The following is a 20,753-nucleotide window of genomic DNA, read 5'->3' as shown; positions in this document are numbered from 1 at the left end:
TAAAGGTAACGTATTTAATTTCCATCCTCAGGGCTGGCCAGCACAAGCAAATAAAGTTGGCGTTCCGAGTAGAGCGCTCCTGGTAATAGAAATTTAATATCCATAATCATTAAATGGATATTAAAACGAAAATCTTAGTTTATCAGGAGATAATAATGTCAGCTTATTGGAAGAAGCATATTCAACGCAATATATACAAAACGTCTCTGTGGCTAGCAGTCGGCCTTGTTTCCTCTATCTTTCTTGCTATAGGTATTATTGAACTGCTAATGCCCGTTGCCGAAATGGCCCGGGTACTCCCCTGGGCAGGCAGTCATCCGGTATGGTTTACACGTTCGCTGGGCATTGTTGATATCGCTGGCGGCCTGGGAATTCTCTTGCCGTTCGTGCTTAACAGCTTTGTTTTACATAGATTTTTTCTTTACGGCCTTGTACTTCACAAGCTCCCTAGGCTCTTGGCAATTGCCGCACTGGGCTGCGCCTCGAAGCAAATAGTAGCGATCTGTTACCACCTCACTATCGGGGAGCCAAGCGTGGTCCCATTGAATATTGCACTATTAACCTTGTCACTTTTCATATTTTTAAATCGTAGAGAAAACCACAAGAGCGGCATAAAAAATCAATTAGCTTCCTTGTAAATAAAAACTAGCAAATACGTTAAATATCGTTTAAATTATTTATCGTAAACTGATTTCATACGCCCCGCCTTTTCATTGAACGAGATATTAATCTCGTTCAATGTTTTTTTAATTTTAAATCAGCCAACTATCATTTGTTAATTTCTCTTATGGCATTATAGAGAAACCTGTATGAGTCCAGCCTGGCTTTGTGGTCATATATCCAGGAATTGACCATCACTTCATCTGCGCCTGTCCGGTCAATCAAATCCCTTAGACGCTCTTCTGCTGTTATGGGATCAGCGTGAATCGATTCACCCAGCATATGCTGAACCTGTGCTTTTTCATGGTCGGCCCAAAGCCTATCCATCGATTGCACAGGAGCAGGCAGAGGGAAGCGGTTGCCACGGATCAAACCCAGGAACTTCTGATACTCGGTTGTTGCGAGCTTGTCCGCCTCTCCCTGTGTCTCGGCCACCACTGCATTGACACACACAACCACATAGGGCGACCGCAGCTGCTCCGAAGGCCTGAAAGCCTGTCGATAGCTATCCAATGCTTCCTGCATATGGGCCGGTGCAAAGTGTGCTGCAAACACGAAAGGGAGCCCCAGATAAGCCGCTAACCTGGCGCCATACAGGCTTGAACCCAGCAGCCAGAGTTGCAGATCGGAACCCGCCCCGGGAATTGCGGTTACGGATTGATTCGGTGTGCTGGGCGCGAGGAAATGGCGCAGCTCATCCAGCATTCTCGGAAACTCATCTTCACGAGTAGAGCTCTCACGCCGCAGTGCTCGAGCGGTGGCATAGTCACTTCCGGGTGCACGCCCCACTCCCAGGTCAATCCTGTCCGGGTGCAGAGCCGCCAGGGTCCCGAACTGTTCTGCCACCATGTACGGCGCGTGATTAGGCAGCATGATGCCACCGGAACCAACCCGGATTTTCTGTGTATGTGCGGCGATATGGCTGATAACGATACCTGTGGCGGCGCAGGCAACATCCACTATATTGTGGTGTTCCGCAACCCAGTATCGGGTGTATCCCAGAGCTTCAGCCAACTGTGCAAGCTCCACCGACCGAGCCAAGGATTCCGCCGGCGTGCTTCCTTCAGTGATCGGCGCCAGATCGAGAACGCTGAGTTTTATATGCTTCTGTTTCGTCATATCGAGATCCTGTTAAATCTTTGCAAGGAAGAGTTCATATCGTTACTGCGCGTCTCCTGGCTTCGTAACTACGAATCCGGTTGCAGGCGTTAGCAGAACTTTCAGGGTGAAATGAGGAGAAAATTTTCTGACTGGGCAGGATGTTTTATATTCATCTGCAGATGGCCATAAATAGATCTGACCAGCATGAGAATTAGTGTTTGGAAGATAAGGCAATATTTTATAAATATCGCCTTATCTGATCGCCTGGAATTATTTCACGAAGATTTCATTAAGCTTTTCGGGCGGAAGGCTGGATGACAGGTCCGCATCCAGAGGGGCGTCTTTGCTGCATTTAGGATCAATGCCAGCAGCACTATCCGCGTAAACAAACGGCATCACGCTTAGAGGTTCTGAATTTTCCGTTCCCTGAAAATTGGCAACCGCACGACGCGCAGCAAAGCGCACTGTTGAGGTTGTGCCGTCAAGCGAGAAATAGGAGAACCCCTCTCCCTTTGACTTTTTATCGAGGTATTTGCAGTTCAGCTCGTTATTACTTGCATTGGTCGCCAATGCCGGCACCTCCAGTCCGGCCTGCTCGTAGGCCTTCACGACCGAGGTGGCGGTCACGCCAAAGTCAGTGGCGATGCCATCGATATCCGGATATTTCGCAATCAAACCACTGACCGCCTTTTGTGCGTCAACGGGATTCCAGTTTGTAACGATGTAGTTGTCCTCGATGAGGTTGAGACCCGGATATTTGGCCAAACCATCTCTGAAGCCATCAAAGAAATTCTGTGAGGAGCTGGCCCCAGCACTGCCACCAAGCATGACGACGTTACCGGTTTTAAGGTTTTTGCCGTACCAGTCAGCCCAGACTTGTGCCATCTGATAGGTGTCTTCATATACGTTTGCGCTGTAATCCTTACCGGGCTTGCCGCCTATTTTGGCCAAGTAGGGTACAACGGTCACATCGTACTTCGTCGCAGAACGCATGGCCGGCAACTGAGCCGCCCCGAAGTCAGGAAAAACGAGCAGCAGATCAACACCTTGCGCGACCATGCTATTGATATCAGATTTTGCTTTCTGCTGGTTTCCGTTGGCGTTGGTATACATGATCTTTTCAACGTTAGGGCATTTGCTTAGCTCATCCTCTAGCTCGGCAAGTGCTATACGACGCCAGGTATTACCACCATAACCGTCCGAAAGACCCACTTTCATCGGTTTAGTACCGCACATCGCTGTGATGTCGGCCCCGTCCTGCATATTTGCCGGTGTCTGATTGGCCATCACCGTGCCGGCATACACCGTCGCAACCATCGGCACAGCGGCCACCAGGCTTCGGTTTATACGCAAGAACAGCTTTTTCTTGGGATGGGTCATGTTGTATCTCCAAAAGTGTCTTTTTTATCGTTATTCAGGTCAGCCTTTGGGAGCTCAAAACAGAGCTTCAGCGCTGCATGGACGCAGCATCAATCACCAGGAACTCGGTCCTTGATCGTCTTTTATTCCTCATTTGGATGGATTGGTGCCGCAGGAACCGGAAATACGCAGTGGGCATCAAGCGCCGCGGTTTACCCCGACGACATGATGACCACCACGGCCTATATTGGGGAGATATTTACTCGCCCAGGTAAACACCGACCGATTTGTTTTCGGTGTACTGCTCGAGACCGGCGAGACCCATCTCGCGACCCCAGCCAGATTGCTTGTAGCCACCGAACGGCAATGCCGCATCGGTCTGGTTGTGGTTGTTTACCCAAACGACGCCTGCACGCACCTTGGCGGCCATCTGGTGAGCGATACTCAGGTCACGGGTCCAGATACTGGCAGCCAGACCGTATGACGAGTTATTGGCCTCCTGAACGAGCCCCTTCATATCACCGGAGTCAAACTTCATGGCGCAGATAACAGGGCCGAAGATCTCTTCGTGATAAACCTTCATGCTGGAGTTAACATCGGCCAGCACGGTCGGACGGATAAAGTAACCTTCGCTACCCGGCATCTCCACATCGCCCTGCATCACCTTCGCGCCTTCATCGATCCCAGACTGCAGCAGGCTGCTGACACGGGCGTGCTGACGCGCCGAAATCAAAGGCCCCATGTTGGTGTTCGGATCAAGGCCGTGGCCGAGCTTCAGTGAAGAGGTATATTCAGCAACACCGGCGACCACCTCGTCATAGATATCCTCAAGGATATAGAGACGTGATCCGGCAGTACAGGCCTGACCGCTGTTGAACATTACGGCTTGGGCAACACCCGGAATGGCTTTTTCCAGATCCGCATCGGGGAAGACGATGACCGGGCTCTTACCACCCAGCTCCAGACTTACACGCTTCAGGTTTGAGGCCGCCGCTCGTACGATCGCTTTACCCGTCTCGGTACTGCCGGTGAATGCAATCTTATCGACATCCGGATGATCAACCAGAGCCTGACCTGCGGCTCCTGCACCGGTAACAACGTTAAGCACGCCATCCGGCAACCCGGCTTCACGACAGATCTCGGCAAAGCGCAGCGCCGTCAGCGGAGTATCTTCCGCTGGCTTCAAAACGATGGTACAGCCCGCGGCCAGAGCAGGAGACACCTTCCAGGCCGCCATCAGCAGAGGCACGTTCCAGGGAATAATCTGGCCGACCACGCCAACAGGCTCGCGAAGCGTATAGCTGTGCCACTGGCCCGCCATATTGGTTGGCACTGTGCTCCCGGTCAGTTTATTCGCCCAACCGGCGTAGTAGCGGAAATGGTCCGCCGCCAACTTGACGTAGAAGTTCTTACAGATACCGAACGGAGAGCCCTCGTCCAGCGTTTCCAGCTCTGCCAGTTCCTGCGCGTTCTCATCGATCAGTTCACCGATTCTCCAAACGATCTTGGCCCGGTCGTTGGTGGACATCCGGCTCCACTCGCTGTCTTCAAACGCTTTGCGCGCCGAGCGGACAGCGATGTCGATATCGGCCGCATCACCCTCTGCCATGGTGGAGATAATCTGTCCGGTTGCCGGATCTTCTACATTCCGGGTGCCGCCGTTAACCGGCGCTTCCCATTTACCGTTGATAAAAAGGCTGTGTTTACGTGCAAGAAACTGCTTCGCTACATCAGAAATACCAGCCAGCGGATTGTCAAAAGTAAATATCTGGTTCATATCACACTCTTCGCATTCAGTTTTTAGGGGCGTATCCAGGTACTGTGAACATTGAGACCGGCCTGATGACCCACCGTAAGAACCAACAAGGCGCAAACCTCAACGCTAATTGCGGCCTGTTTAAGAAACGGTATGCGTTTCCCGCTCACGCAGGAATGCAGCCATAGCAGTCTGACGCTGAGCTTCGGCGACGGCGCCTCGGGTGGGCGGATTCATCATTGCATCCCGACTGGTATCCATCGTTTTTCCGAGAATGAGATCGCTCGCCTTCTCTGCAATCATGATTGTCGGAGCATTGGTATTACCGCTGGGGAGCGTCGGCATGACGGACGCATCGATAACGCGCAGCCCTTCAATGCCATGGACACGCAGCTGGTCATCAACCACCGCCATCTCGTCAGAACCCATCTTGCAGGTACCGACCGGGTGATAAACGCTTTCACACTTCTGCCGGATATACTCGTCAATTTCGGCATCGGACTGCGCCTGCTTGCCGGGTCCGTACTCTTCTCCCCTGAAATCATCGAAGGCGGATTGAGCGACGATGTCACGGGACAGGCGCAGGGCCTCGCGCATCTGAACCAGGTCGTCATGTTCAGAGAAGAAATTCGGGTCGATCTCGGGCAGCGCGGTAGGATCAGCGGAGCTCGCCAGAACCGTGCCGCGACTCGCCGGACGGGAGAGGTTGAAGTAAGGCATGACCCCCTCTTCCCAGATGATCTTGCGGCCATGGTCTTCGTACATAACCATGTTCATGTGCCACTGGATATTTGGTGCAACCAAGCCCTCCCGCGTACTGAGGAACGCACAGGCTTCAACGCCATGATAGGAGCAGGGACCGGTCTTATTGAGGAGGTACTCGGCACCGGCAAGGGCCGTCTGCCAGGGGGAGAGGTATTTCAACATCGACAGAGGTTTGGTGAGGCGAATCTTGAGACCGCAGCCGGTGTGATCCTGAAGGTTCTGGCCAACACCCGGCAGATCATGCTCAACCTTGACGCCAATCTGTTGCAAATGCCTCGGGTCACCGATGCCAGACATCTGCAGAACATGCGGGGAATTAAACGTACCGCCAGACAGAATAACCTCCTTGGAGGCCATTATCTTTTTGGTAGAATTTCCCTGGATATATTCAACACCAACAGCCCGACCATTTTCGATCAAGATGCGCGACACGAGCGCCTTGGTGATGACATTAAGGTTGTTTCGATTTTTGATATTCGAGATATAGCAGCGAGAAACACTGGAGCGGATACCGTCAGCGACGGTGCTGTCACAGGGGCCCAAACCTTCCTGACGACCACCATTCAGGTCATCATTATAGGGGAAGCCCATCTGGACACCCGCTTCAATGAACGCCTTTGCAACCGGGTTTTTAATGCCAAAACGGCTTGTTTTTAGCGGCCCGTGCCCACCATGCACTGGTGTTGCTCCGCCAGCCCAGGTTTCCGCTTTGCGAAAATAAGGGAGAACCTCATCATAGCTCCATCCCCTATTTCCCATCGCAGCCCAGGCATCGTAATCGGTCTGGTCACCGCGGGTATAGATCATGCCATTAACAGTGGTACAGCCACCGATCGATTTCGCTCGCGGGATAAACATTGAACGGTTATTAACATGACGCTGAGGCACCGTGTGATAACCCCAATCCAGCTGACCGGTTTGCATGAGTCTAAAATACCCTGCCGGCATATGGATAAATGGGCTTTTATCCCAGCCACCCGCCTCGATCAATGTCACATTAATACTTGGATCTTCTGATAAGCGATTAGCAAGCACGCTACCTGCTGACCCAGCCCCGATGATAATGTAGTCAGTCATGATAACTCCTTATAATTATTTGATACTCATGTACTTTTACTAACGCACATTTGGTTGGCTGACGTGCCATTAACTGAACTTAAAAGACGATCCATTTTCCGCGACCGCTCCAAAGCTCTATCACAAGATTTTTTGGCGTAAGGCACATACTAAAACTTGCAATGAAATTCAGTATACGCAGCACAAGTTTTACGGCTCGCCTTCCAGCGCCATTTTTCCTTGATTGTATGCGCCAGACATATGCCACCTCATAAGGCCTGCTGACAGTAGAATCAGGTATGTTATTAGGCGCGAAAGAGGCCTGGGACAAGGCATCAAGCAGATAAAAACGGGAGAAGCGGACGGCAACAGCACGAGAGATCTGAGTAACGTATTTCTCGTGCCGCCCGCTTACAGAAGCAGATAGGAAGGCTTATCTGTACAAGCAGATCAGACGATCAATGAGGGTAGCCAAAGTGTCAGCGCAGGGAACAGTATCAGCAGCGTTACACGCACAACATCCGCCAACAAAAAGGGTATGACACCGAGGTAGAGAGACTTCAGTCTAACCTCGGGATAGGCCGCCATAATGACAAAGAGGTTCATCCCCACCGGAGGGGTAATCAAACCAATCTCGACCACCGAAAGCACCACGATGCCAAACCAGATCACATCGAAATTCAGGGCCTGCACCACTGGAAACAGCACAGGAAGCGTCAACAAAATCATGCTGAGCGAATCCATAAAACAGCCCAGAATCACGTAGAAAAGCAGTATGCATAGCAGGATTGCCATGGGACTGAGTGAAGACGAGACGATCCAGTCTGCCAACAGGGTAGGCAGCATGGTGGTTTCGATGAAGAAGTTGAACACCGCGGTACCGATTAGAATCAAAAAGATCATCCCCGATGTCGCAGCGGTCTCCTTAAGACAGCCAAGGAAAGTACCCAGCCCTATCCTTCCCACGGTAAGCGCCAGGAAGAAAGCGCCGAAGACCCCAACGGATGCGGCTTCCGTTGGCGAAAACCAGCCAACATAGATGCCTCCGATCACCAGCACAAACAGCAGAACGATATGCCAGATACTTACCAGTGCAGCGATACGCTCTCCCCAGCTGCGACGCTCGCCTCGTGGGCCCAGCGCCGGGTTTAGCCAGGTGCGAATCGAGATTGCGAGCATATAGAGGATGACCGCCAGGCACCCCGGCAACAGTGCCGCTGCGAACAGTTTGCCTATCGATGCCTCGGTCAGAATGGCGTAGATGATAATAATAATGCTCGGCGGGATCAGTACGCCCAGAGTTCCCCCCGCGGCGATTGAGGCACTGGCCAACCCCTCGTCGTACCCGCGCTTCCTCATCTCAGGCATCGACACTTTGGTCATCGTCGCAGCTGTGGCCAAACTCGATCCACAGATAGCGCCAAAGGCACCACAGGCCCCCACCGTTGCTATCGCCAGCCCTCCACGAAAGTGCCCGATCCAGGTATAGATAGCCTTATACAAACTTCCGGAGAGACCTGCATGCGTTGCGAAAGCGCCCATCAAAATAAACAGCGGCACCACCGATAGTCCGTAGGGAAACACCGTTTCAAACGGTGTCGCACCCAAAATAAAACCGATACTGTCGGGGCCATTGATGATATAGCCGCCGACCAAACCCACTATCCCCATCGCTATCGCCACCGGCACCCTGAACGCGATCAACAATAACAATGATACAAAACCGATAACCCCAATAATCTCAGGCGCCATGTTCAACTCCCTGCCGCATATTTGAACTGCAAAGGGCTGCCAGACAGACCATTAACCTGGACATACAAAGCAGTGTAGAAAGCCCCATCCCCGCCAGCAGCGGTATCCAGTAATAAAGTTTAGGTATGCCCAAAGTCTGTGATACATCTCCGTAGCTCAGCTCCAGCATCGCCTGCTGCCAGGAAAACCAGTCGATCAAGCCCACAAAGGTGGTCGCCAACACTAGCCCTGCAACTTCGATCAGCTGCCGACCTACGGGACCAAATTGGTCGCTTAGCAAGGATACAAAGACGTGACTTCCCTGCTTGAAGGCGTAGGGAATGGAAAAGAAAGCGGCAAACATCACCGCAAGCTGTGTCAGGTCGACAACGCCAGAGATTGAGTAACCGGCGAAGAGGCGTAGCAGTATATCCGTCACTGTGAGCAGAACCGCCCCAAGAAGAGCCAGCATACCCGACAGGGTAAGTGCGGTAGCTACCCAGCCTAGAAGATTATCAAAAGAACGTAACATCGATTCAGAAACCTATGAACGAGAGCGCGACCAGAGCGCCAGAAGCCCTGATACCCCGGATCACGCCCGGCGCTGATAAAAGCAGGGTTACGAGGAGGCCAAAAAAGAAGGCTCCGACAGCCCAGGCCTACTCGTATTTGGCGACAGCCTTTTGGGCCGCATCATAAAGTCCCTGAGGATCTTCCACTCCATCCGCTTTCAGACTCTCCAGGGTGGAATTCACCACAGGCTCAAGCTGTTCGCGCCAGCGTTGACGCTGTTCATCGGACACTTCGATGATCTCGTTACCTCGCTCCACTGCCGCTTCGTAACCCGGTTTATCGGCGTCGTTCCACCAACCGCCCAGCTGGTCGATCAACGCCTGGCCACTGTAGGTATCAATACAACCGCGAACCTTTTCAGGCAGCATGTTGTATTTACGCTCGTTCATCACGTAGAAAAAAGAGGTGGTATAAGCCTTGGCGTCGAGGTGATACTTCAGCACCTCATCCAGCTTAAAGGCACCTACGGCATCCCAGGGGAAGACCGTTCCATCGATCGCACCCTTAGACAGGTTTTCATAGACCTGGGTAGGCGGCATTCCAATGGCAGAGGCCCCGTAAGACTCAAGCATCGACTTAGTGGTCACACTCGGAAATCGGATCCTCAACCCCTGGAGCTGGCTCAGATCATCGATACGCTTGTCACGGGTATGAATCAGACCCGCGTTATGGGCATGCAGCGCCAACACTTTAAGCCCCTTGAAGTCGTCGGCGATATAACCTTGCTGGTAGAGATCCCATAACGCGCGTGTGGCCGAATCGCTACTTTTAACCATAAACGGCATATCAATTATATTGGTGCGCGGCAGGCGTCCCCGCGGCACACCCGACAAACCGTGCGCTATATCGACCACCCCGGCCTTCACCTGGTCCAGCTGTTTAGCCACATTGCCAAACGCCGATCCACCAGGAAATATCTGGAACTTCACCTCTCCACCGGCACACTCCTCAACCTCTTTAGTCCAGGGCTCTATGAAGGTGTCATGGATAAAGTGACTGGGCGGCAAGAAGTGACTGACCTTGAGCGTCGTCTGCGCATTAGCACTAACCGATGCGCACAGAGAGACACTCACAGCAGATACTAGAAAAGACTTTTTCACACTGTTCATTATGGTTTCCCGGGTTTCTAGTTTTAGTTATTGGAGAACAAAGCGACGGGCAGCAGAAAACCACCCCGTAATCGATAGATTTTTCAACGCAGTATCAAGCGACTCCAAGCCTGAAGAGCGATCATAAAATGGTGGTCGATACGAGCTTAAGAACTGCCATAAGAATGGCAGTGAAATAAAAAGACGAGAAATAAGCCAATTGTCGGGGGCGACAAACACAGAATTATTATCTAGACAGGTTTGCTGAAAGGATGCACCACTACTCATGCCCGTATGTATCTTTATAGTTAGTATTTTTGATAGCTAATTACGGATCATCCTCGTTAAATAAGCTTTCCCCTTCAACATCAGACGAGAAAAAGACTATTTCAAAAATGGAATAGTGTTACCAGGCAGGTGCAGCAGCCAGAGGCCGCTGGCATCTGGCAGATGCGCGTTCAGCATTTCAGATAAAACTCTTTTGAACCTCGGCCAACTCCTGCGTTATAAAATTCAGGAACAGATCGACTTTTTTCGGCTTTTGCCGATCTGGATACAGCGCGTATAGACCTATATCAAACGCCTTCCAGTCCTCGAAAAGGGTAACTAATCGCCCCGCCTTCACATCTTCAGAGACTACCGAGGAGGGCAACAGACCTATACCAAGATCACTCAGTGAAGCCTTGAGTACCAGATCCAGGCTATTGGTTTTCAGCTTGACCTGCCCTTGAAGCGCAACGCTCTCGTTGCCGCGACTTAGCCGTAACGGTAGAGCCGAAGGAGTGGGATAAACTATGAGCACGTGACCCATTAACTCCTCGGGGTGTGCTGGAGTACCGTGCTTTTTCAGATAGTCCGGCGTACAGCACAAGTGCAGCTTGGTCGACATCACCTTTTTGGAAACAAGATTCGAATCCTTAAGCGCCCCACCGCGAATCGCCACGTCGAACCCTTCCTCAACAATGTCGATCAGTTCATTGCTCAGATTGATATCGAGACAGATCAGAGGATAACGTTGTGAGAAACGGCAGATAATATCGTTCAATATCCGGGTACCGATCTCCACAGGCATAGTGACACGAAGATTACCCGACGGAATATCCTGAAAGCCCGATACGGCGCGCTCGATATTCTCTAACCCTTCAAGCATGGGTTTCGATTGTAAATGCAGGAAGCGGCCCGCCTCCGTGAGGCTGAACTTACGCGTATTGCGGTTAATAAGACGTACACCCAGGGCTTCTTCAAGCGCCTTGATACGCCGACTTAGCGTTGCTTTGGGGATATCAAAATAATCGCACGCCCGCGAATAACTGCCGGATTCTGCGACCTTACTGAACAGCTCTATATCATTCAGGTTCGACACGAAGACGATCTCCCACTGAGACTAAAATAGGCATCCACGCTCAAGGGATTAGATCCAGGAAGTTAACCCCACCCGGCGTCAGGCCTCTGATCTTTCACCTTGCCCAGTAACGTCAGTGACTTCGTGCCCGCAAGATCATGTTTGGAGTGACGCCATAGGTATCCTTGAAGGTTCTGCTGAAGTGAGAAACACTTTTAAACCCAAGATTTAAAGCAACCTCGGTGACCTGAGTCGCACGCCCTTCGCTTAATATACTGCGACTCTGTTCGAGCCGCTCTTTCCATAGCCACCGCATTACCGGCGTGCCTTCAGATGCGAAGAGTCGGTTCAGTGTTCTCGGTGACACAGCCACCGCGTTAGCTACGGCTTCTACATTGAGATCGGGATCGTCAATGTTCGCCCGAATGTAATTTTTTGCCCGCTGCAACAGACTGGCATGCCGATCATCCATCACATCAAGACCCGCCATCTGGGTCTCGAGGGCCGCTGACAACACATCGACGATTGATGCTCCCACCCTGGAAGCGGCCGAACTATCCTTTGGCACATCAACCGATGCCGCACTGAGCATCATGCTTCTAACCAGCGCTCCCATATCAGCCTCACTGCTCATCGCCACCGCAGTTAGATTTTCTGCGCCCGGGAATCGACTTAACAGAGATCGGCGGGGTATTCGAAGGACAATAGCGTGATAAGCCTTGGTAAACTCATATACGAACCCGCGGGCACTGTCATAAAAGACAATGTCACCGGGCTTTTGTCTGGTATGCCTTCCGGCCTGAGACATATTTGCCTCACCCTCCAGCATCAGACTTACCAGAAAATCTTCGTTGGGCGCGGATTGGAGAGCTCCAGAGGAGCGTTCATAGCGGACAGCTTCACAGCGGATTTCGCTCAGACCGAGACAGCCCAACTGATTCCAGATAAGAGAGGCATCAATAAACTTATCACTCAACTGCTGGCTCTCGACCCTGCAGAAATAGCGAAAAATCAGTTCATGCCAGTAGTCGTAACGTTCTTCTTCTTTAACGTTATACACGTCAAATAGAGCACTCATGCTAACTCCTGGGCTTGATGCCCTTTTATTTTTTTTATAAACCCTAACGCGAGCTAACCTGTATTTTCTTCTGAACAACTTACGCCATATGGGGGTACATAGGCGCTGCCCAGCTTTAAAGCCACTCAGGTCCTTCGGAAACTCTCTGCTTAGCGCAGCCAGCTCCACAAACCGGTAAGACTTGGGGCGAGATCAACAGCTGTCTTCCACTGCCTCTTAGCCAGGGTGGCGCGCCGCACAGCATTACGACCTACTCAACCCAGGCAAAAGCCCTGCCGAAACCCTATTGCCATCGCTGCAATTTGTCAACTTCTAATGCATCATATAATAACGAACGCTATCAGCTACGCGCCCATCCTGTCTGGAGAGCCTGTCAACGCAGGCCCTTGGCTTATTCCTCGCCTTGCAGTCACCTTCTCTGGAGCTTTCATACTTAACCACCCACCCTTTCAGACACTGTTCGCTGTGGCACACAGATTCAATCATTGGCGCTCGAAGACAAAAGTGTTTGTCCGCTGCAGCGAAGCGATGAGTTGCGTAAGCCGCTAGATTCTGTTGCGTGAGTATTAAGGTGTACATGACTTATCAGCCGCTCTTAACACTCATCTATCAAGCTCTCAAGGATGATGAAAAACATAAAGGCAGTGACCAAAGCTCTATTAGCAGCCGGTCACTATCCTTGATCGTTTAGCAGACCTAAAAAATAAAAATCGATATTCATCTATCGGAGAAAGGAATTATGAATAATAAGAAAACACCTCCTAGTACCCTCTCACGTTTCATGCGTGAGTCAGCCACCACAACCGGGATATTTCCCGCTTCCTCTGTTTCCGGAACGCCAATGGAGCAGGTCGCAGAACCTTGTTCCAACCGCGTTTGCAGCGCAAATCCTAGCCCTGTTTTAAGCACAAACAGATCGTTGATATTCGCGCCCTAAAACCTGCAGAAGATACTCAAAAACCTGTAATTTGTTTTAGGAAGCACAAATATGCATAGTTCTATACTGCTGAAAGTCGATGGCGTGACGAAGCTGTTTCCAGGCGTCCGCGCGCTCGACAACGTAACGTTTGAAGTCAGGGCTGGTGAAGTACATGCCCTGGTCGGTGAAAACGGAGCCGGGAAATCAACATTGATGGGAGTAGCCTCTGGCGCCCTGTCAGCAGACGAAGGCAGCGTCGCTATCTGCGGCGAACAGGTTCTCGGTGATCCTGAAACAGCCCGCGATCTTGGGCTCGCGATTGTACGCCAAGAACCCGCCCTGATGCCCGATCTCAGTGTCTCGGAAAACCTTTATCTTGGTGTCCCACCACGATGCCGCCCACCGATGAACCAGTGCCGACAGTGGGCCCTCAAGCTACTAAAGCGCTGGAGCGACGATGTCGCCGTAGACCCCGGCGATCGCGTTAATACTCTTAACCCCGAGCAGCGCTTCATCGTCGAAATTGTCAAAGCCCTGGCAGCCGATCCCAAAGTGCTCGTGCTGGATGAACCTACCGAACATCTGCTCCCGGAAGACGTGGAAAGATTGTTTGAACGCATTAAGCAGGTCACCGAACGGGGCAGCGCCGTCGTTTACATTTCCCACCGCATCCGTGAAGTTCAGCAGGTTGCTGACCGACTTACCGTACTGCGCGACGGCCAAGGCCAGGGGACCTACGACGCAAGCTCGATGGATGAACATCGTATCGTCGAACTGATCGTCGGCGGGGAGCTGGACCGAGAGTTCCCAGCCAAAGCGATCAATACCGATTCCGAACCCACCGTTCTGGAGGTCAAAAGCCTGCGTGGGCCGGGATTTTCTAACGTGGATATGCATGTTCGCCGCGGCGAAATTGTCGGCCTTGCCGGCATCGATGCCAACGGCCAGCGAGAGTTCATGCGCGCCTTAGCAGGCATATTGCACAGCTCGGGCTCCATCACTATCAACGGTCGCAAAGCCACCAATGCCACACCTGCCAAGGCCACTTCCAGTGGTATCCGCTATCTACCTGGCGATCGACATCGCGAAGGCATCATGGCAGAGCTCTCAGTCCGGGAAAACTTCTCGCTTCGCAGCCTGTTCAAGGATCTTTCCGCAGGACTGACCAGCCGCCGCAGCGAAACTCAGCGAGCGCAACAGGCTGTAAACCAGTTTGCAGTCAAAACGCCCAGCGTCGAAACGCCTATTGGTTCACTGTCCGGAGGCAACCAGCAGAAGCTGGTGCTGTCCAGCGTGCTAGCAGGAGATCCCCAGGTACTCCTCGTCGATGAACCCACCCAGGGAGTCGATATCGGTACCCGCATGGAGATATACAGAACCCTGCGACAGGCCGCTTCACGGGGCGTCGCGGTCATCGTAGTTTCGTCCGACCAGCAGGAGATCGCGGGCCTTTGCGACAGGGTGATGATCTTCTCCCGAGGTCATGTCGTTAAGGAGCTGCAGGGTAAAGATGTCGTTGAAAGCAAAATCACCTCCGCGGTGTTGACGGCAACCTCTACGCGCGAGCGCGCTTCGGAGGGGACGTCAAAGTTCTGGAAATGGACGGCGGGAGATATTGCCCCCATTCTTATGCTTGCCATCGCCATCATCGCGCTTGGTGCTTACACAGGCTCAGTCAACGAGTATTACTTCACCGAGCGCAATCTGGCCGGTGTTCTTCCACTGGTCGCCACCTTGGCACTGGTGGCGTTTGGTCAGCAGATTTTGATGCTGGTCGGCGGTATAGACCTCTCTGTCGGGCCATTGATGGGGCTGGTGTTAGTCCTTCAATCCTTCTTTCTTATCGAAGGTGCACCTCCCGAAACACAGACGCTGGGGTGGGCAATCGTACTAGGGGTCGTGGTGTGTGTCGGCCTCCTGAACTGGTTTCTTGTCGATCCACTAAAGATGCACCCTATGGTCGCGACTCTTGTCACATTCATGGCTCTGCAGGCGGTCTCCCTGCAACTGCGCCCGATACCTGGCGGACTGTTCTCAGACGGTGTGCTGGAGTCCCTCGACTCATCTGTCGGCATAGTCCCGCTGACACTCGCCGCTGCCGTCATTCTGGCACTGCTACTGGAGTTCGGCCTGTTCCGAAGCCGCTGGGGCCTCTCCTTCCGCGGCCTGGGATCAAGACCGGAAGCCGCTCGTGTAGCCGGTATCAAACCGCGCCTTACGCGCCTTAGCGCATACGTAGGCTGTTCCCTGTTCGCCGGTTTAGCGGCCATCCCGATGATGGCTCAGGTGGGCTCGGGTGACCCGAACTCGGGTACTTCCTACACCCTGACAAGCATTGCAGCAGTCGTCATTGGCGGCGCAAGCCTGTTCGGCGGCCGAGGCTCCTTCGTCGGAGCACTGTTGGGAGCTCTGCTGATTACACAGGTCAACGTAGTAACCAGCTTTCTGGGCGTCACCGATGCGTGGCAGTCCTATCTACTGGGCGGGATGATACTGGCTTCAGTGGCCCTGTATTCGAAGAGTCGGCAAATGGCGGTGGCAAAATGAATATGAACTCTGCAATCAAGTTAGACGGGAGCGCTTCAGCCTCTGTCGATCATCAGGCCAGTAAGTCTGTTGGATTCCGGCTCCAGGTCAACGAATTCGCATGGGTGTGGATCGGCACGGCGGTTCTGTTTGCGATCAGCGCTATTGTTGCACCCGGTACCGTTACCAAAGGCGCGCTGCTTGCGATGCTGCCGTTCGCCGGCATCCTTGCCATCGTCGCCACCGGTATGACTGTGGTTATCCAGCAACGCGGACTCGATATGTCTGTACCGGGCATGGTGTCTCTCGCGGGCATAGTGGTAGCCGAAGTCGGCTTTGCAACCGGATCATTTCTGATAGCGATTGTTGCCACCCTCGCGATGGCGGTAGTCGTTGGTATTATCAACGGGCTATTAACCGCACGCGTTAACATCACGCCTCTTATTGCGACCCTGGCTGTCAATGCACTGCTTATAGGCGGCGTAAGAGCGATAACCGGTAACTCCCCGGTCGCGGTACCGGAGAGTATCCAGGCTTTTGCTAAACAAAACCTCCTGGGGATGCCCAGTAGTCTGTGGCTGGCCGTACTGTTTGTCGTAATCGTCGCGCTGATTACCAAGCGTTCCATTATCGGCAGACGTTTTGTAGCCGTGGGTGTAAACCCCCGTACCGCGACTGCAGCCGGCATCATGACCTTGCGTTATCAGGTCGGCGCCTATGTTCTCTCTGCTATCTGCTTCGCTTTGGGTGGCATTTTACTCGCCGGTTATATCGGAAACGCATCGCATACCGCAGGTAACGATTACCTGCTACCTGCGATAGCAGCCGTTGTCATCGGTGGAACGCCTTTCACCGGTGGTAAAGGGAGCGTCGTAGCCAGCGGTGTCGCAGCGCTGTTTATGGCGCAGCTTGCCCAGCTCGTACTGGCACTCGGCGCTGGCCCGGCGATGCAGTTGCTCGTTCAATCCCTGGCAATACTCCTTGCCGTTACGATCCGTGTCCTGCCCTCTCTTATGAGCGGGAAATAGCCTTTAGAACACCAGCCCCTGGGTAACATCAGGGGCTTCTCTCCACCATCAGATTTTGTTGATTGTCAGGCGGCATAACGCTTGGCCGACTTCGCTCGTCCTTAAATTACCGGCTGACGACCGACAGATAATATTTATCTTTTGAAAAGATAAATAAAAAATAAAGTATAAAAATAAAAAGGAACAAACGTGAAAACAAACCTAATAAAACCTTCAGCTCTATTCTTGGGTGCCATCTTTTCTACCACTCAGGCAAACGCACTTGAAATGGTAGATAACTACCTGCGTACCGGATTCGGCACCTCCGATTGGACAGGATCACAAAGCTGTTACCAACTATCGGGTTCTGGTGCGAAATATCGTTTAGGTAATGAGTGTGAACAATATATAGAACTGGGTTTCAAACAGGACTTTGGAACATTTAATGATGGTTCAACTGTTGGCTTTTACACCATGCCAGCCGCACTAAACCCATTCAACCAAAAGGTAACATTTAAAACGGATGACGGGGGCTATGCTAAATTTCTGCAAGCCTACGCTTACTGGAACGATATCAGCGCTCTAAATGGCGGTAATATTTGGGTAGGCAACCGATACTACAAGCGAAAGTTCTCTTATCTTTCCGATTTTTTCTATTGGAATCAGAGCGCTATAGGTTTTGGTCTGGATAGCATCCCTATTGGTGGCCTGGAATACAGCTATGTGTTTTCTCGTAGAGATAACATCTTCCAAAAAGACTATGTTACACGGCACGATTTCAACATCGCCGGCTTCGATACTAACAAAGGGGGGGAGCTGGAAGTTGGCCTGAACTACCTTGCCAAGCCATCCAATGACGACAACGCTCATAGCGGTTGGTCGGTGAGCCTCCAGCATGTTCAATCGGGAATATTCGACCAGAATATCAGCAACACTTTTGCCGTTCAGTATGGTGTCGGGCCCGGCACCGCACTTGGCTATACGGGTGATATGTCTCTGGACAACACAGCAAAAAGCTGGCGAATAGTCGATCACTTCCTCTGGACTCACTCACCGAAGTTCCAGACAGCCTTTCAATTCGTATATCAAAACGACTCAGGACGGGGACAAGCGGATCAGAAGTGGATCTCTCTCGGTTTCCGCCCCGTTTATGCTGTCACTGAAACCTTTAAACTGAGCTTTGAAGCGGGACTCGACTACGTAGATACAGATCCTGAAGACAAATACCTTGGCAAATTTACACTCGCCCCCACCTGGTCACCCGGCGGCCCCGGTTTCTGGACCAGGCCAGAGGTTAAACTTTATTACACCTACGCCACATGGAATGAAGCTGCACGCGATGCCGCCGAACCAGGCTCAGGCCTATCCAGTACAGGGCCTGCTGAGGGAGATACCCATTCGACGACCGTCGGCCTTCAGGTGGAATATAGTTGGTAATAAAGCGATAAATCCCCCATAAAAGGCGTTATTACGATTGGCATAACGCTACTCTTAGTGCCTATTCCAGCGAGGATAGGCACTTCTTTCAAAGCAATATACTTCATTAAAATTTCGTGACTTAAATCGGATATTAATATTCGATTTAAGTGCATAAAAATGCGTCTTATTTTTAAGATATTAATAAATATAGATGTATAAGATGAGCAAAAAATGCAAGAGTTCAAGCCGACACACCTGAAACTCTTGCGAGGAGTGCCCGAGCCGTGGGCTAAAAGAATGTGTAACTAGAGCGCAGAAAACTACTCAGGCTGCCAAAAACCCGCCGTCTACCGGAAGAGTGACACCGTTAATATATGAGGACATGGAAGAAGCGAGGAATACGACGGGGCCGATCAGCTCTTCTGGCGTACCGACCCGACCTGCAGGGGTACGGCTCAAAAATCCCGACAGGCGCTGCGGATTGTTTCGCGTCGCCTCGGTCATAGGCGTTTCGATAACCCCCGGTGCTATAGCATTTACCCGTACACCGTAAGATGACAGCTCCCGAGCGAGGGCCTGAGTCAGCATTTTCACTCCGCCTTTCGAAGGTGAGTAGCCGAGCGTATCCGCTACGCCAACAAAGGAAGCGATAGAGCCCACATTGATTACTGTGCCCCGGGTTTCCTTCAAAGCATCCAGCCAGGCATAAGTGACGTTAAATGTTCCATTGAGATTAACGTCGATCACTTTCTGCCAATTCTCGACGGCCCGCTCACTATCGATGCCTTCCCGAATAATGATTCCGGCATTGTTTACGATAATATCGACTGCACCAATTTCAGCGCCTACGCTTCTCGCCAAGGCCAAGCAGGCATCAGAAGAGGTAACATCGAGCAAGAAAGCCCAGGCTTCACCGCCATTCTGACGAATTAGCTCAGCAGTTTCGTGGACAGTGGCATTATTCACATCGGTCACAATTACTCGCGCGCCAGCCGCAGCAAGCCCAAGCGCGATTGCTCTGCCGTTTCCCTGCCCTGCTCCAGTAACCAATGCTATGCGTCCCGCTAACAATTGGTTGTTAGTGTGGTGAGTCATGCTATTCGAACCCTCATGTTTTTTGTTATTTGAAGAAATGTTCGTCAACTTGATCAGGTCTTCGCGTTACTCACCGCTGAACCTTCACAACCCTGCAATAGAATAAAGCTCCGGAACTTAGCCTCTCAGGTCACCCCAATCGAAATTCTGCCTTGTAGTGCCTCGGGGTTACCGCAGTAGAGGAGAACGCGAGTATGTCGACGCACTACAGCTAACCGCCTGCCTATTTTCAGGGATAGGACCACACTAACATCATGATTCATTATTAGCAAACGTATTCGTTATTAACAATTTTATTAAGTTTTGCCTTATTTATTAGATATTAACTTAACAGAGCCATCCCAATGGAACGGGCATCTCTGCTATCATCCGTACCTTCTATGTGTATATCCAAGGTACTAATTGAGTGAAAACACGTCGCGGAATTCAGTCGATAGAGGTCGGGGGACAGCTTCTCCGAGTGCTGGTCACCTGTGGTAAACCCATGGCATTACGCGATGTCGCAAAACAGGCTGATATGACAACAGCAAAAGCGCATCCCTATATGGTTAGCTTTTGCAACCTCGGCCTGGTGAAACAGGATCCAGATAACGGTCTTTACGAGCTTGGTCCTTTCGCTCTGCAGTTAGGACTGGTCTGCCTGCAGCGTTTAGACGCCGTTCAGGAGGCACGCCCCGAACTCAAAGAACTGGCGGCGAAAACCGGCCAATCAATCGCCATAGCGATCTGGGGAAATATGGGGCCCACCATTGTGGCAATGGAGGAGTCAAGCTACCCGATCCATGTAAACCTTCGGGTCGGCGCGGTGATGTCACTTATGGATACCGCGACTGGACGGGTATTTGGCGCTTTCTTGCCGCCGAAGATGACCGAGAAGCTCGCAAACGAGGAAAACAATAGACTTTCCCCTGAAGATGCTATTAAGCGGGGCAACGTCATGAAAGAGTTCGAAGAGTCACTCAATGACATACGTGCACACATGCTCGCACAAGCTGTCGGCTACCCTGTCCCCGGTATAAACGCACTTAGCGCGCCTATATTTAATCACGATGGAAACGTGGTCCTCGCTCTGACCGCTATGGGTCCAGCGGGAGCGTTCGATGCATCACTGGATGGCGATATAGCCAACCGGTTACGTCAGGCAGCCCAAAACGTTTCCGAACGACTTGGGTACGGTGTAGGTGACCAAGGAACCTCATAAGGGCTAACGCTTTTAGCGACCAGCCACTTCTACAGGTGTCCGCACATCCTGTGCAGAGGTTGACGGGGTCAATTCCC

The 20,753-nt window shown here is 51.8% G+C and carries 15 protein-coding genes; 5 read left to right on the top strand and 10 right to left on the bottom strand.

Features of this window, described 5'->3' with window-relative positions; all coding sequences use genetic code 11:
* The first annotated feature begins 155 nt into the window (after nucleotides 1-155).
* On the top strand, nucleotides 156-638 hold the full coding sequence (locus C4S72_RS02885) for a DoxX family protein (protein ID WP_104001557.1): 483 nt from the start codon (nucleotides 156-158) through the stop codon (nucleotides 636-638).
* A 130-nt stretch (nucleotides 639-768) separates the two neighbouring features.
* On the opposite strand, the gene C4S72_RS02880 is transcribed toward C4S72_RS02885, so the two are convergent.
* From C4S72_RS02880 to C4S72_RS02840, 9 genes are all read right to left on the bottom strand, one after another.
* A complete protein-coding gene (locus tag C4S72_RS02880; RefSeq protein WP_104001556.1) occupies nucleotides 769-1,779 on the bottom strand; it encodes an LLM class flavin-dependent oxidoreductase in 1,011 nt (336 codons plus the stop codon).
* 252 nt (nucleotides 1,780-2,031) lie between these two features.
* Complete coding sequence (locus tag C4S72_RS02875; protein WP_104001555.1) at nucleotides 2,032-3,141, bottom strand: substrate-binding domain-containing protein; 1,110 nt, start codon at nucleotides 3,139-3,141, stop codon at nucleotides 2,032-2,034.
* Nucleotides 3,142-3,379: 238 nt separating this feature from the next.
* Nucleotides 3,380-4,897: an aldehyde dehydrogenase family protein gene (locus C4S72_RS02870; RefSeq protein WP_104001554.1), complete on the bottom strand. Its 1,518-nt coding sequence runs from the start codon at nucleotides 4,895-4,897 to the stop codon at nucleotides 3,380-3,382.
* A 120-nt stretch (nucleotides 4,898-5,017) separates the two neighbouring features.
* Complete coding sequence (locus tag C4S72_RS02865; RefSeq protein ID WP_104001553.1) at nucleotides 5,018-6,718, bottom strand: GMC family oxidoreductase; 1,701 nt, start codon at nucleotides 6,716-6,718, stop codon at nucleotides 5,018-5,020.
* A 429-nt stretch (nucleotides 6,719-7,147) separates the two neighbouring features.
* Nucleotides 7,148-8,449 carry a TRAP transporter large permease gene (locus C4S72_RS02860; RefSeq protein ID WP_104001552.1) on the bottom strand — a complete coding sequence of 434 codons (1,302 nt, stop codon included), beginning with the start codon at nucleotides 8,447-8,449 and terminating at the stop codon, nucleotides 7,148-7,150.
* Nucleotides 8,439-8,960 (bottom strand): TRAP transporter small permease, encoded by a 522-nt coding sequence (locus tag C4S72_RS02855; protein WP_104001551.1) that lies wholly within the window; start codon nucleotides 8,958-8,960, stop codon nucleotides 8,439-8,441. The genes C4S72_RS02860 and C4S72_RS02855 overlap by 11 nt, the downstream gene beginning before the upstream one ends.
* 127 nt (nucleotides 8,961-9,087) lie before the next feature.
* Entirely contained in the window at nucleotides 9,088-10,110 is a 1,023-nt protein-coding gene (locus C4S72_RS02850; RefSeq protein WP_104001550.1) for a TRAP transporter substrate-binding protein, read from the bottom strand.
* A 445-nt stretch (nucleotides 10,111-10,555) separates the two neighbouring features.
* Entirely contained in the window at nucleotides 10,556-11,452 is an 897-nt protein-coding gene (locus C4S72_RS02845; RefSeq protein WP_104001549.1) for a LysR family transcriptional regulator, read from the bottom strand.
* Between the two features lie 112 nt (nucleotides 11,453-11,564).
* Nucleotides 11,565-12,509 (bottom strand): AraC-like ligand-binding domain-containing protein, encoded by a 945-nt coding sequence (locus C4S72_RS02840; protein WP_104001548.1) that lies wholly within the window; start codon nucleotides 12,507-12,509, stop codon nucleotides 11,565-11,567.
* A 988-nt stretch (nucleotides 12,510-13,497) separates the two neighbouring features.
* Here C4S72_RS02840 and C4S72_RS02835 point away from each other — a divergent pair.
* The 3 genes from C4S72_RS02835 to C4S72_RS02825 all read left to right on the top strand — a co-directional run bounded on the left by C4S72_RS02835 (nucleotide 13,498) and on the right by C4S72_RS02825 (nucleotide 18,398).
* Nucleotides 13,498-15,975 carry an ATP-binding cassette domain-containing protein gene (locus C4S72_RS02835; RefSeq protein WP_104001547.1) on the top strand — a complete coding sequence of 826 codons (2,478 nt, stop codon included), beginning with the start codon at nucleotides 13,498-13,500 and terminating at the stop codon, nucleotides 15,973-15,975.
* The gene (locus C4S72_RS02830; protein ID WP_104001546.1) at nucleotides 15,972-16,982 is read left to right on the top strand and encodes an ABC transporter permease; all 1,011 of its coding nucleotides are present in this window, start codon (nucleotides 15,972-15,974) and stop codon (nucleotides 16,980-16,982) included. The genes C4S72_RS02835 and C4S72_RS02830 overlap by 4 nt, the downstream gene beginning before the upstream one ends.
* A 189-nt stretch (nucleotides 16,983-17,171) precedes the next feature.
* Nucleotides 17,172-18,398: a maltoporin gene (locus C4S72_RS02825; RefSeq protein ID WP_200826649.1), complete on the top strand. Its 1,227-nt coding sequence runs from the start codon at nucleotides 17,172-17,174 to the stop codon at nucleotides 18,396-18,398.
* 306 nt (nucleotides 18,399-18,704) lie between these two features.
* Here C4S72_RS02825 and C4S72_RS02820 read toward each other — a convergent pair whose 3' ends face one another.
* Complete coding sequence (locus C4S72_RS02820; protein WP_235009026.1) at nucleotides 18,705-19,523, bottom strand: SDR family NAD(P)-dependent oxidoreductase; 819 nt, start codon at nucleotides 19,521-19,523, stop codon at nucleotides 18,705-18,707.
* Between the two features lie 358 nt (nucleotides 19,524-19,881).
* On the opposite strand from C4S72_RS02820, the gene C4S72_RS02815 reads away from it, so the two are divergent.
* Nucleotides 19,882-20,676: an IclR family transcriptional regulator gene (locus C4S72_RS02815; RefSeq protein ID WP_200826648.1), complete on the top strand. Its 795-nt coding sequence runs from the start codon at nucleotides 19,882-19,884 to the stop codon at nucleotides 20,674-20,676.
* Nucleotides 20,677-20,753 lie beyond the last annotated feature (77 nt).

The organism is Marinobacterium lutimaris (assembly GCF_900108065.1).
Taxonomy (GTDB): Bacteria; Pseudomonadota; Gammaproteobacteria; order Pseudomonadales; family Balneatricaceae; genus Marinobacterium_D; species Marinobacterium_D lutimaris.
The sequence above is the reverse complement of the archived record's forward strand: the minus strand, read 5'-3'. Positions and strand labels throughout refer to the sequence as shown.